The sequence below is a fragment of the Erwinia artemisiae genome, assembly GCF_051400835.1.
GTDB lineage: Bacteria > Pseudomonadota > Gammaproteobacteria > Enterobacterales > Enterobacteriaceae > Erwinia > Erwinia aeris.
Map to the genome: position 1 here is coordinate 49269 of NZ_JBLFFM010000005.1, position 12815 is coordinate 62083.

A 12815-nucleotide genomic window follows, 5' to 3' on the forward strand; every position below is an offset into this window, starting at 1 on the left:
TCACCGCTGACTTTGATTTAACGCCATAAAATCAACCACAGATCGCAACAAATCTTGCCTGGCAAAGCCTGAATGGCTAATTCAATAAAATTGAAACGCCATTTTATTAAATTAGTGAAGCCGCCCGCCGCTATCTTCTTTTCTTCGCCACCGCCTTATATCGGCTGGCAAAATCGCAAAGGTTTTCTGGACGTCATAACTCTAACGTACTTCCTCTCCCGACATACAGCCGGGCTGTGCATGTTGGTTACTCAGGATGAACATTATGACAATACGTAAACCAGGAACGCTTAATTATCTCGCCTATGGATCAGGGGATTTTCTGGGTGCCGGTACGATGGCATTAACATCTGCCTGGCTGCTTTACTTTTACACCACCTTCTGCGGCCTCAGCCCTATTGAAGCCACCTCTATTTTCGCCATGGCGCGCATTGTGGATGGCGTGGTCAGCCCGCTAATGGGCTACTTAACCGACCACTTCGGCTCTACCCGACTCGGCAAACGCTTCGGCCGCCGTAAATTCTTTATCCTTCTGGGCATTCCCCTTGTGTTCAGCTACAGCCTGATGTGGGTCGGCGACATGACCTACGTCTACTACCTGCTGACCTACCTCTTTTTTGAAGTGGTCTACACCTCGATTCTGGTGCCTTATGAAACCCTGGTGCCGGAGATGACCGACGACTTTAAAGAGAAAACCAAATTCTCCGGCGCACGCATCGCGCTGGCGCAGCTTTCCGCTATTCTGGCCGCTTTCCTGCCGGGTATCCTGCTGGCTTATTTCGGCAAGGATAATCCGCTCTCTTTCTTCTATTCCAGCCTGGTCTTTTCCGTGCTGTGCGCCATCGTGCTGACGCTGGTTTATCGCTATACCTGGGAGCGCCCGGCCGAGAAAAAATCCGCCGCCGCGCTGGCAGCCGAGCAGCAGAAGCTGACGCTGGGGCAAAGCCTTGGCCGCCTGAAAACCGAGCTGTTATCTACGCTGCGCATCCGTATCTTCCGTCAGCATCTGGGCATGTATCTGGGCGGCTATATCGCGCAGGACGTTTTTAACGCCGTGTTTACCTACTACGTGGTATTTGTGCTGATGCAGCAGGCCACCGTGGCTTCCAACCTGATGGGCACGATGGCGATCCTCCAGTTTGTTGCCGTGATCGGCATGATCCCGCTCTGTATCCGTATTGGGCCGGCGCCCGCCTACCGCATCGTGGTGGCGCTGTTTGCGCTCAGTACGCTTTCCTACGGCGTGCTTTATTACAGCGGCATGAGCGATGTCTTCTCGCTGCTGCTGCTGATCTCCGCTATCGCTGGCCTGGGCCGCGGCGGCATTAACTACGTGCCGTGGAATATCTATACCTACATTGCAGATGTGGACGAGGTGATTACCGGTCAGCGTCGCGAAGGCATTTTCGCCGGGATCATGACCCTGACGCGTAAGGCTTCGCAGGCTGGTGCCGTCATGCTGGTCGGCATCCTGATGCAGCTTTCCGGTTTTGTGGCGGGCAGCACCGAGCAGGCCGAAAACGTCAGTCATGCGATCCTGATGATCATGTGCGGCGGCACGATCCTGGTCCTGTGCATGGGCTTCCTGATCTCCCTGCGCTTCAAGCTGAATTTGACCACGCACAAAATCCTGCGTGACGAAACCGAGAAAATGCGCATAGCGGGCGGCGTCGTCCCTGACAGCATCACGCCGCAGGCTCGCGCTACCGTCGAGATGCTGGCCGGAATGCCTTACGAATCGCTGTGGGGCAATAACAACATTGGTTACCTGAATCGGCATAAGCCAGCGGCCGGCACTCTGCCCGCTCAGACCACAAAAGCGGCGCCCGGCGACAATTTAACGCATTCATAGTCAACTTAAGATCCACGAGGACAGAGCAATTATGGTCGTATACCCAGTAAAACACAGCCCACTCCTGCGCCAGCCGGAAAGGTTTATCTCCAGCCAGGAGCTGCATCAGCTGATCAACAAACTGGTGGACAATTTGGTGAATATTACCGACGAAACCGGCGAGTTTTTACTGAGGCTTGACGATGGCCGGGTGATTGATACCAAAGGCTGGGCAGGATGGGAATGGACGCACGGCATCGGCCTGTACGGCATTCATCAGTATTACCGCCAAACCGGGGACGATCGGCTGCGAGCCATCATTGATAACTGGTTCAACGACCGTTTTGCTGAAGGTTCCACCACCCGTAACGTGAACACGGTTTGCCCGTTTCTGACGCTGGCATACCGCTATGAGGAAACCCGCGATCCACGCTGGCTGCCCTACCTGGAAAGCTGGGCAGACTGGATTATGCATGATATGCCGCGTACCGATATGAGGGGTTTGCAGCACATCACGCTGGCGGAAGAGAACCATCAGCAGCTGTGGGATGACACGCTGATGATGACCGTGCTGCCGCTGGCAAAAATCGGCAAGCTGCTGAACCGCGCGGACTATATCGAAGAAGCCAAGTATCAGTTTATGTTGCATATCCAGCATCTGATGGATAAGGAAACCGGGCTGTGGTTCCACGGCTGGACGTTCGATGGTCACCATAATTTTGCTAACGCTCGCTGGGCGCGCGGCAACAGCTGGCTGACCATCGTTATTCCGGAATTCGTTGAGCTGCTTGAGCTACCGGAAGGTGATGCGACCCGGCGCTATCTGCAACAGGTGCTTTCCCGCCAGCTGGAGGCACTGGAAAAATGTCAGGACGAAAGCGGCCTGTGGCATACGCTGCTGGACGATCCCAACTCCTATCTTGAAGCCTCCGCGACGGCTGGCTTCGCCTTCGGCATGTTAAAAGCCGCGCGTCGCCGCTGTGCCGATCCCCGCTATATAGCGGTGGCGGAAAAGGCGATTAAAGGATTGATCTCCCGCATCAATAAGGACGGGGAGCTGACACAGGTTTCCTTTGGCACCGGCATGGGTAAAGACCTCGATTTCTACCGCCAGATACCGCTGACCTCCATGCCTTATGGCCAGGCGATGGCGATACTGTGTCTGGTGGAATACCTGCACGTCTATCTATAAATAAGGAAACTGCATGATTCTTGACGATTTTTCTCTACAGGGAAAGGTGGCTGTGGTCACCGGTTGTAATACCGGCTTAGGGAAAAGTATGGCAGTGGCTCTGGCACAGGCGGGCTGTGACATCGTGGCGATTAATCGCCGCGATCCCGCCGATACCGCGGCGGAAGTCGGCGCAACGGGAAGACGCTTTCTCAGCTTGCAAGCCGATCTCGGCCGTCAGGATCGGCTGTCATCACTGTTGGAACGTGCGGTAGAAGAGATGGGGCATATCGATATCCTGGTCAACAACGCGGGTTTGATCCGCCGCGAAGACGCGCTGAACTTCAGCGAACAGGATTGGGATGACGTGATGAACGTCAATATCAAGACGCTGTTCTTTTTATCGCAGCTGGTCGCCCGTCAGTTCATTAAGCAAGGGAGCGGCGGCAAGATTATCAATATTGCCTCGATGCTCTCTTTCCAGGGCGGCGTGCGCGTGCCTTCCTATACCGCGTCGAAAAGCGCGGTGATGGGGCTGACGCGTCAGCTGGCCAACGAGTGGGCGAAATACGGCATCAACGTTAACGCGCTGGCGCCGGGTTATATGGTCACTAACAACACGGAGCAGCTACGCAGCGATGAAGAGCGCAGTGCGGAAATTCTGGCGCGTATCCCGGCTGGCCGCTGGGGTACGCCGCAGGATTTAATGGGTCCGGTGATTTTTCTGGCATCAAAAGCCGCTGACTACATCAACGGCTATACCCTTGCGGTAGATGGCGGCTGGCTGGCGCGCTGATGCGCCATCGGCCTCTCAATGACTGAATACTGGAGAACAAAGATGAATATTGCACTGATGATGGAAAACAGCCAGGCGGCGAAAAACGCCGTGGTGCTGGAGCAGTTACAGGCCGTAGCGGCGCAGAATAAAGACGCGGTGTTTAACGTCGGCATGAGCGACGAGAACGATCATCATCTGACCTATATCCACTTAGGCATTATGGCCAGCATTCTGCTGAACGCAAAGGCGGTAGATTTCGTGGTCACCGGCTGCGGCACCGGTCAGGGCGCGCTGATGTCGTTAAATATCCATCCTGGCGTGGTGTGCGGCTACTGCCTCGATCCGGCGGATGCGTTTCTGTTTGCGCAAATCAATAACGGCAACGCGCTATCGCTGGCCTTCGCCAAAGGCTTTGGCTGGGGCGCCGAGCTGAACGTGCGCTATATGTTTGAAAAGGCCTTTACCGGCCGCCGTGGCGAAGGCTATCCCGTCGAGCGTAAAGAGCCGCAGGTACGCAACGCCGGTATCCTCAATCAGGTAAAAAGCGCGGTAATCAAAGATAACTATCTGGATACGCTGCGCGCAATCGACCCGGAACTGGTGAAAACCGCCGTTGGCGGCGAACGCTTCCAGAAATGCCTGTTTGAACAGGGCAAAGATGCAGAAATCATTGCCTGGGTTAAGCAGCTATTACAGAAATAAAAACGTTGGTGGTCGGCTTCGGCTGACCATCTTTTTTTTACCCTCTCGGCTCCTGTCGTTTGCACTGACCTCCTTATTTACACAGCGCATTTTCGCTATAAAAACCCTGCCTTTATCTCAGCTTATTAAAAAAAACACATCTGTATAATATAAATAATGTTATTCATATTTATTATTACCGTTAATACTAAATAAATAATTAACACAGCGCTTACAATATTCGACGCTTATCGATGTGATCTCTATCAACCCACGGGCACAGTCTTTTTTTATCTCTGCGAACGTTTAATGTCCGTTTATTAGCTTCTGGTATTTTAGCTTTATTAAAAACACAAATACTACGGAGATAATTAATGAAGGCTGGATTAATTGGTTTGATGATTGCCGGCGTGCTTACCAGCTCGGCGGCTTTTGCTCAGGAGAGTACTTCCTGCGTTAAAATGACCGAGCAGGAAGTTGCCTCTATGTTCGATCGCTGGAATGATTCGCTAAAAACAGGCGATGCCAACACCGTTTCGCAGAACTATCTGTCAGATGCCGTGCTGCTGCCAACGCTGTCGAACAAAGCTCGCCTGACGGACGAAGAGCGCGTTGATTATTTTAAAAAATTCCTGGCGAAGAAGCCGGTTGGCCATATCGACAGCCGTACCGTTCGCATCGGCTGTAATAAAGCTATCGATACCGGCACCTATACCTTTACCTTTGGCGATGGTTCTAAAGCCGCCGCGCGTTATACCTTTACCTATGCATGGGACGGACAGAAATGGCTTATTTCAAGCCATCATTCCTCCGCCATGCCAGAAGGTTAAGATTGCTGTCTCCACGGTTGAGATCGTGGAGACTTTTGCACCTCCTTCTTATTCCTCCCGCTAAAACTATTCAGGCGCTATAAAACACCGTTCCCGGTGATGGTTACTAAAATCGCCTTTCTGACCGTGTAGAAGACGCTGCACTACCAGCCAGCTTTCCTGCCCGGGACTGGTGATAGCGGGCGACGATCGCGTCAATCCGCCGCCGCAGGGCATTGCGCTGTTTGATATCGTGGCGGCGGCAGAGAAAAAGCAGCATGTAGAAGCGGAGGCAAAACGTTACGCTCGCTACAGCGGCCCGCGCTTCGATCACCTCATCGCGCAGCAGATCGACTGGTACAGAGCCTGGCTCTGAATTAAAGTATTTACTCTTCAGGCGTACGGTGCCGGCCCGCTACGGAAGCGCTATCCTTAACGGGCCATGCCGAACCGGCCGAACGTAAATCCTTGTGAAGGAGCAAATATGAAAAAAATAATGCTGCTGCTTGCCGCTCTGGCGGTAACTGGCGCAGCGCAGGCTGCAGACTCAGACGATCCGGCCCAGGGCTATATCGCTAACCTTTGTACGCTGGTGACGCAGGATAAAGCAGCCGACTCGGCGGATGGCTATATCACCAAGCTGAAAGCGCTGCACATGCGCGGCCAGTCGCCTTCCGCGCAGGAAAAACCGGACTTTGACGAAGACGAAGCCCGAACCGTGGTTGCTGCCTGGATGAATCTGAGCGAAGACCAGAAGAAGCAGGCCAGCCAGAATATGGAAGCCTGTCAGAGCGCTACGCTGGACGAGTACCAGAGCCAGGATTAATGGCTTTCCGCCCTGCTGGCTGTGACGCAGTCAGCAGGACGGCTTCTCTTTGACGCCGTGGCGTCATCAAAACCGGCGGGCGGCAGAAAACGCAGACGTAGCAAAGCGCTAAAAGCCAAAACGGTCATTGTCATCAGCAAACCGGAAGCGATTAAAAAGCAAAGAGCATGTAGCGAGTCGAAAACGATCGAAAAACGGGATAAGCGAAGAGTGTTTTAACGAGATGAAAACGGTTGAAAACGGAATAAGCGAAGAGTGTTTTAGCGAGATAGAAACGGTTGAGAGCAGGACAGGCGAAGAGTGTTTTAGCGAGATGAAAACGGTTGAGAGCAGGATAAGCGAGGAACGTTTTAGCGGGGTAACAGGTGATAACCATCGGTCTTTCCCTGACCGCGGCTATCGAGGGTTTCGGGCCGGAGCCATTAATACATAGCGCCTGGCGGTACGTGTTTAAATGTTTCAACATAGCTACGGAACACGTAATTGATAACTTTTTTCATTTTTTGCACCTGAAATTCAACTTTTATTGATAGAACGCAAAAAAAGTATACAAGAAGCGCACTTTCCAGGCAAATAAATTTGAACCAGATCACATAATTCGCAAGATTATGCGAAAGCAAACCTAAACAAAAGCTAAACGAGACGGGTAAACCCGGCCTTTTGTCTGCACCTTTACAGGATGCCCAGGTGCTCAACCAGGATACTGGTGCCAATGCCAATCAGCACCACGCCGCCGAAAATCTCCGCCCACTTGCCCATTACCGGGCCAAGAAAACGGCCCAACAGGATGCCCGCCGAAGCCATTACCAGCGTGGAAGCGCCAATCGCCAGCGCGGTCGTCACAATATTCACCTGCAGGAAAGCCAGGCCGACGCCGACGGCCATGGCATCGAGACTGGTCGCGACGGCGGTCATCGCCAGCAGCCAGAATCCGTGACGCTGGGGCGCTTCGCACTCTTCATCCTTTTTACGGAAACCCTCCAGAATCATGCGGCCGCCAAGCACCAGCAGCAGCGTAAAAGCGACCCAGTGATCCCATGCCATTACGTAGCGGCTGGCTGCAATGCCTACGCCCCAACCAATCAGTGGCGTCAGCGCTTCAATCGCACCGAAAATCAGGCCGATGCGCAGCGCTTCTCTCAGACCCGGACGCTGCAGGCTTGCGCCTTTGCCAATCGCGGCGGCAAAAGCATCCATCGACATGCCGAAGGCCAGAATAAGGGTTGCATATAGGTTCATTGTGGTTATACCGGTCTGGCGGTTATCTTATCGCCCAGACATCAAAAGAACGGTTCTTGTTGAAGAAACAAGCCCCTCAGGCTTAATGTGCGTGCATCCTACCACGCGATTGCGCGTATAAAAAGACAATAAAATCAGGTGTTTAAGTATAGCCTTGGCTATACTTTTTAACGAATGCTAATTTCGCGCAAAAAAGAGGCGCAAAAACACTAAAGGAATTACCGGGTTAGTCTGCTCAACCCTGGAGATAATGGGGGATTTTAAGGGGAAAAAAGAGGCCGTCGCTTGATGTAATGTTGCCGATCAATCAGGCGACCTGGCGGGCTGCCGCCTGATGAAATGTTGCCGATCAATCAGACGACCTGGCGGGCTGCCGCCTGATGTAATGGCCCTGATCAATCAGACCATCTGGCGGGCTGTCGCCTGATGTAATGGCCCTGATCAAACAGGTGACTTAACGGGTAGCCGGATGCTACGCCGGAATTTGTTGCGTAATGCAGTGGATATTCCCGCCGCCAAGCAGGATCTCCCGCGCTGGTACACCGGTGATCGAATAATCAGGATACATTTCCCTGAATAAAGCTTCAGCCGTCCGGTCTGTCTTTGCCTCCAGTAACGGGAAGATAATTTGCCCGTTACTGACCAGGTAATTGATATAGGAACCCGCCAGCCGATTACCAGGATAGCGTTCCGTGGCCGTCCCCTGTATCAGCCCCGTGATTTCCTCTTTGGTAGCGTAAAGTGGTTTGGGCGCGGGTATTTTCCATATTTTCAGGCGGCGACCACGCGCATCTGTCGTATTTTCCAGCACCTTTAGCGCGGCGGCAGAACGGGCATACTGTGGATCATTTCGATCTTCCGTCCAGTGCAAAGCCACTTCTCCGGGGCGAACGAAACAACACATATTATCGATATGCCCATTTGTCTCATCGTTAAACACGCCATAAGGTAACCAGATAATCGACTCCACGCCCGTATAATCCCGCAGATAGCGCTCAATCTCTGCCTGCGTCAGCTGAGGATTACGATTTGAATTAAGCAGGCACTCGGCGGTCGTCAATAAGGTTCCTTCGCCATCGGTATGGATCGATCCGCCTTCAAGCACCAGGCCGGCGTGATAGCAGTAAAAGCCATGATAATCAGCAACCTGATGGGAAATCGCGCCATCGCGTTCCCAGCAGGCGTACAGCCCTTCCTGCGCTCCACCCCAGGCATTAAACATCCAGCTTACTGCGCGCCGCTCGCCCTGATGATTCACCAACACCGTCGGGCCGGTATCACGCATCCAGGCATCATCGCTTTCCATCTGCACCAGGGTAACCAAAGGAGATAAGGTCTGGCGCGCAGACTCCATTTCAGCCGCCGGTACGGCCATAAAAACCGGGGTGGTTCGGGCTATAGCAGCGGCGACAGCGGCAAACGCCAGCTGCGCGGGCCTTCCGGACAATCGCCAGTTATCAGGACGATAAGGCCAGATCATCCACACCGCCTGCTGCGGCGCCCACTCCGCAGGCATAGCGAATCCATCATGATAAGGGCGGGTAAAAGAAGGCATACGTTATACCCTGCCGTCGGAAGTCGCGATAACGCCGTACATCTCTGGTCGTCGATCGCGAAACAAACCCCATGCAGCCCGCTGGGCGGCGATAGCGTCCAGATTGAAAGTATGCACCAGTACGCATTCCTCTGTTTTACCGGCCTGCTTTACCAGTTCTCCCGTCTGGTCGGCAATAAATGAAGAACCATAAAAGGTCATTTCAAGGCCCGGGATATAACGGCTTTGTTCCGTTCCAATACGGTTAGACGCAATAACGGGCAGGATATTAGCCGCCGCGTGTCCCTGCTGAACCCGCGTCCAGTGCGGCTGGCTGTCAATATCGGGATAAGCAGGTTCCGAACCTATCGCCGTGGGGTAAAAGATCAGCTCAGCTCCCTGAAGCGCCAGACAGCGTGCGGTTTCAGGAAACCACTGGTCCCAGCAGATGCCGACGCCGATTTTGGCATACCGCGTTTCCCATACCTTAAAACCGCTGTCGCCGGGAATAAAAAATTGCTTTTCCTGATAGGCCGGGCCATTGGGAATATGCGTTTTACGGTAGGTATCCAGCAAGGTACCATCCGCATCGATCGTTACCAGCGAGTTATAATAAGCGTTATGGCATTTCTCAAAAAAGCTCAACGGTAGCACCACCTGCAATTCGCTGGCAAGGGCGGAAAAATGCTGAATAATCGGGCTGGATGCTTTTTCCTGTGCCAGCAAATAATGCGCCGGATTTTGATCGATACAAAAATAAGGGGTGGCGAAAAGCTCCTGAATTAAAATAATTTGCGCACCCTGAGCATGGGCCTCGCGCACTTTACTTTCCGCCTTAGCGATATTTTTCTCCAGCTCCCAGCAGCAGCGCATTTGTGTTGCCGATACCGTTACGTTTCTCATAACCCTCCTTAAATCAGACAGAAAAACCCTTAAAATTTAGAACGGGAATCTTGCATTTTTCTTTCATATTGCAACAGGCAGCATTCTCCGGCGATTAGCGTAGCGATAATCCCTGCAATAATCGGCAGGCTATGTCTGGCATTAATATTCCCTTTAAATAAATCCGGAAAAATAAACAGCACGATCCCCTGAATAATAAATAGCAGACAGGTAATCGTTACCAGCCACTGTCCCACCATCCCGCCCGGTACGCGATAAGGACGGTAAGCATGGGGAGCCTGATAACGTAACCAGAACCAGCCGCTGAACAGAAATAAATAAGGAAGCAGAAAAATACAGCTGGAAAAAGAGAAAATCACCCAGAATAATTCACTGTTGTCGTTGGCAAGCTGGCTGTAACAAATAATCACCAGAGTAGAAATAATGCCCGTAGCAACGTTCGCGCCCACAGGCGTTTGATATCGGGAGCTGATTTTCCCCAGGCAGGCAGGGAGTTCGCCACTTTTAGCGGCTTCTGCGGCGGTGCGGCTGGAACCCGAAGTCCATGTCACCATGTTACTGATAAAACTGAATAAAGTCAGGGCGCATAAAACATGTAACATCACTTGTGACATCCCGCCGCCGCCAAAAATGATTTTCATTGCATCGATAATGCCGGATACCACGTTGATTTCCTTCAGCGGCAACGCGGCAAGCAGGCCAAAGGTGCCAAACAGATAAAGCAGCGAGATCAATAATGCCGAGGTTAACATCGCCAGCGGCAGCGTTGTCTCCGGTTTTTTTATCAGCTTTCCCATACTGGCAACCAGTTCCAGCCCGAGAAGGCTATAAATAATGGCGGGCAGAAAGCGGGTGCTTTCATCCAGACGAGGAATAAAACGTTCAGCCTGGAAATGATTAGCCAGACCGTGTTTTGCCAGATAATGCACGCCAGCCAGACCAAGGACGACAATCACCGTTATTTTCGCCCAGGCTCCCCAGCGGGCTATTTTCAGACAAACGCTCGTTGAGATATTACAAAATCCTACCGTCAGCCATGTCAGCATCAGACACAACATAATTTGCCAGTAAAGACTCATTTGGGGCCAGTAGAGTGAAGAGAAGGTGCCGGCAAACAGAATATATACCGAAGGCATCCACAGGCCGACATTAATCCAGTACAGAAAGGAGGTTCTGGCTGCCATTCGTTGACCAAAGGCTCTTTTGACCCACTCATATATTCCCCCTTCGGCAGGCCAGGCGGTGCCTAATTCCGTTACCACCAGCGTATAGGGAAGAATAAAACCAGCCAGCATGATCCCCCACCAGGCAAATGCCGAAGGCCCCATAGCAGCAGACGCAGCAAGCGTATCCAGAATGACCACGGCGCAAAGCGTAAACATTGTCAGGCTGCCCGATCCTATTTGCTGATTATTATTTTCACTCATCCATAACCTCTGCCTGTTTCCGGTTTAGCGGAAATATATCAGTGTCAAAACTCATGAATAAAATGTATTGTTTACATCAGCTAATGAAAGGAATGCATAGCCATGTTGGATCTGAATCTGCTGCGTCTTTTGCTGATTCTGGCAAAAGAAAAGAATGTTACTCGTGCCGCCCGCAAAGCCAATATTACCCAGTCCGCTTTCAGCCATGCCCTGAATCGTTTACGCGAACAGTTAAATGATGACGTTTTTGTTCGCACCCGTAACGGTATGGAACCCACGCCCTACGCGGCATCCATTATTCCGGTTATAGGCAATGTTCTGGACAGGCTGGATGCCGCCACCCGGGGCGCGCATCCCTTTGATCCTATGCTGGATGCCCATACTTTCTACCTGGGCGCCGTGGATTATTTTGAATTTTTATTTATGCCCGTCCTGACCGCCAGGTTTAAAACCGTGGCGCCAAACGTCCGGCTTTCCGTGGATATATTATCGGAAACGATAAAACTGGAGCGCATGGAGATGGGCCAGCTGGATGCGTTTATTGCCGTGGACAGCCTGCAACATATTCCGCATTATTTTCATAAATATTCGCTGATAACCGATCGTTATGTGGCCATTGCCGCCAAAACACGCACGGATTTACCCGATCGGCTCACGCTTAGCCATCTGGTTACGGAGGCACAAATTCATCTGCCCGCCGTAAGCTCAGGCGCCGATCATATCGATCGCTGGCTGGCAGAACAGCACTTATATCGACCGTTAGCCGCCGTGGTGCAGAGCTATGCCGTTGCCGGCAGGATCGCCGTGGCTTCGGGGTATTTAATGTGCGTGCCTTTTCGCATTGCCAAAGAGCTGGCAACCATGCTTCCTCTACAGATACTTGAACTACCGCAGGGCTTACCCGCTTATGAGCTGATATTACTGACGCACAGCTTGTTCGATCGTCAGCCTGCCCTGCGCTGGCTTACAGACGAATTGAAAAATGCCGGTATTGACCATAGTGGGCCTGCCGTTTCAGCCATTCCTTGTCCGCTTATCCCGAAAAAAACAGGCTTATAATTACGGTTGTCCAATATACCCATAGCAAAAAGGGAATGGATAAATTTCCCAAAAAGCCAACGGCCGGGAAGCTCTTTATTATTTTTCCCAAAAAGTAATTTAATTCACCAACAAACTTCAAATAAGAATGAAATGCTTAGCTAAAATACAACAGACATTCAGGTTATCAGCCTTACGTGCCGCTCCTGAAGCAGGTCTGTTTTTTTGCGCCAGGCCGTGTTCAGAGTTGAACCCGCCATCCGTTTACCGGAAAATGGCCGTCACTGACCGAGACGGAACCGCTATGAACAATCCTTTTCTGACCTTTTTAATGCCGATGAGCACGCTGATGCTGGGCTTTCTCTCCGCGCTGCTGCTGCCCGCCCCCTGGTTTGGCGTGGAGCTGACGCGCCGCCTGACCACGCTGTTTCATCTCAGCGATGTCGGCCAGCTCTATACGCTGGTGTTCTGCCTGTGGTTTTTACTATTAGGCGCGCTGGAATACTATGTGATTCGCTTTATTTATCTGCGGTTTATCAAGGTATAAACAAAATTTTGCCGGCCCTCCACGCGGGTTC

The 12815-nt window shown here is 52.1% G+C and carries 14 protein-coding genes; 9 read left to right on the forward strand and 5 right to left on the reverse strand.

Features of this window, described 5'->3' with window-relative positions; all coding sequences use genetic code 11:
- The first annotated feature begins 265 nt into the window (after nt 1-265).
- The 7 genes from ACMGEE_RS13105 (at nt 266) to ACMGEE_RS13135 (ending at nt 6096) form a co-directional block, all read left to right on the forward strand.
- Nucleotides 266-1852 (forward strand): MFS transporter, encoded by a 1587-nt coding sequence (locus ACMGEE_RS13105; RefSeq protein ID WP_301252841.1) that lies wholly within the window; start codon nt 266-268, stop codon nt 1850-1852.
- Between the two features lie 31 nt (nt 1853-1883).
- Nucleotides 1884-3023 (forward strand): beta-galactosidase BglB, encoded by a 1140-nt coding sequence (gene bglB, locus ACMGEE_RS13110; protein ID WP_253456411.1) that lies wholly within the window; start codon nt 1884-1886, stop codon nt 3021-3023.
- Between the two features lie 13 nt (nt 3024-3036).
- Entirely contained in the window at nt 3037-3798 is a 762-nt protein-coding gene (gene kduD / locus ACMGEE_RS13115; protein WP_436830171.1) for a 2-dehydro-3-deoxy-D-gluconate 5-dehydrogenase KduD, read from the forward strand.
- 42 nt (nt 3799-3840) lie between these two features.
- Nucleotides 3841-4482 carry an RpiB/LacA/LacB family sugar-phosphate isomerase gene (locus ACMGEE_RS13120; protein WP_301252843.1) on the forward strand — a complete coding sequence of 214 codons (642 nt, stop codon included), beginning with the start codon at nt 3841-3843 and terminating at the stop codon, nt 4480-4482.
- A gap of 353 nt (nt 4483-4835) precedes the next feature.
- Nucleotides 4836-5291, forward strand: a complete 456-nt coding sequence (locus tag ACMGEE_RS13125; RefSeq protein WP_253456419.1) for an SgcJ/EcaC family oxidoreductase — start codon at nt 4836-4838, stop codon at nt 5289-5291.
- 172 nt (nt 5292-5463) lie between these two features.
- Entirely contained in the window at nt 5464-5646 is a 183-nt protein-coding gene (locus ACMGEE_RS13130; RefSeq protein ID WP_436830172.1) for a hypothetical protein, read from the forward strand.
- Between the two features lie 108 nt (nt 5647-5754).
- Nucleotides 5755-6096, forward strand: coding sequence for a hypothetical protein (locus ACMGEE_RS13135; protein WP_253456425.1), 342 nt, complete (start codon nt 5755-5757; stop codon nt 6094-6096).
- 422 nt (nt 6097-6518) lie between these two features.
- Here the strand turns inward: ACMGEE_RS13135 and azuC are convergent, their stop codons facing one another.
- From azuC to ACMGEE_RS13160, 5 genes are all read right to left on the reverse strand, one after another.
- Nucleotides 6519-6596, reverse strand: a complete 78-nt coding sequence (azuC, locus tag ACMGEE_RS13140) for a stress response protein AzuC (protein WP_367317866.1) — start codon at nt 6594-6596, stop codon at nt 6519-6521.
- Nucleotides 6597-6768: 172 nt separating this feature from the next.
- Nucleotides 6769-7335, reverse strand: coding sequence for a manganese efflux pump MntP (gene mntP, locus ACMGEE_RS13145; RefSeq protein ID WP_253456428.1), 567 nt, complete (start codon nt 7333-7335; stop codon nt 6769-6771).
- Nucleotides 7336-7807: 472 nt separating this feature from the next.
- Nucleotides 7808-8890 carry an agmatine deiminase gene (gene aguA / locus ACMGEE_RS13150; RefSeq protein ID WP_436830173.1) on the reverse strand — a complete coding sequence of 361 codons (1083 nt, stop codon included), beginning with the start codon at nt 8888-8890 and terminating at the stop codon, nt 7808-7810.
- A 3-nt stretch (nt 8891-8893) separates the two neighbouring features.
- On the reverse strand, nt 8894-9772 hold the full coding sequence (gene aguB / locus ACMGEE_RS13155) for an N-carbamoylputrescine amidase (protein WP_436830174.1): 879 nt from the start codon (nt 9770-9772) through the stop codon (nt 8894-8896).
- Nucleotides 9773-9801: 29 nt separating this feature from the next.
- On the reverse strand, nt 9802-11199 hold the full coding sequence (locus ACMGEE_RS13160; protein WP_436830175.1) for an APC family permease: 1398 nt from the start codon (nt 11197-11199) through the stop codon (nt 9802-9804).
- Nucleotides 11200-11301: 102 nt separating this feature from the next.
- Between ACMGEE_RS13160 and ACMGEE_RS13165 the strand changes: the two genes are divergently transcribed.
- Together ACMGEE_RS13165 and ACMGEE_RS13170 are read left to right on the forward strand one after the other, a co-directional pair.
- The gene (locus ACMGEE_RS13165) at nt 11302-12258 is read left to right on the forward strand and encodes a LysR family transcriptional regulator (protein WP_436830176.1); all 957 of its coding nucleotides are present in this window, start codon (nt 11302-11304) and stop codon (nt 12256-12258) included.
- A 283-nt stretch (nt 12259-12541) separates the two neighbouring features.
- A complete protein-coding gene (locus ACMGEE_RS13170) occupies nt 12542-12784 on the forward strand; it encodes a DUF1158 family protein (protein WP_125289315.1) in 243 nt (80 codons plus the stop codon).
- Nucleotides 12785-12815: the final 31 nt, after the last annotated feature.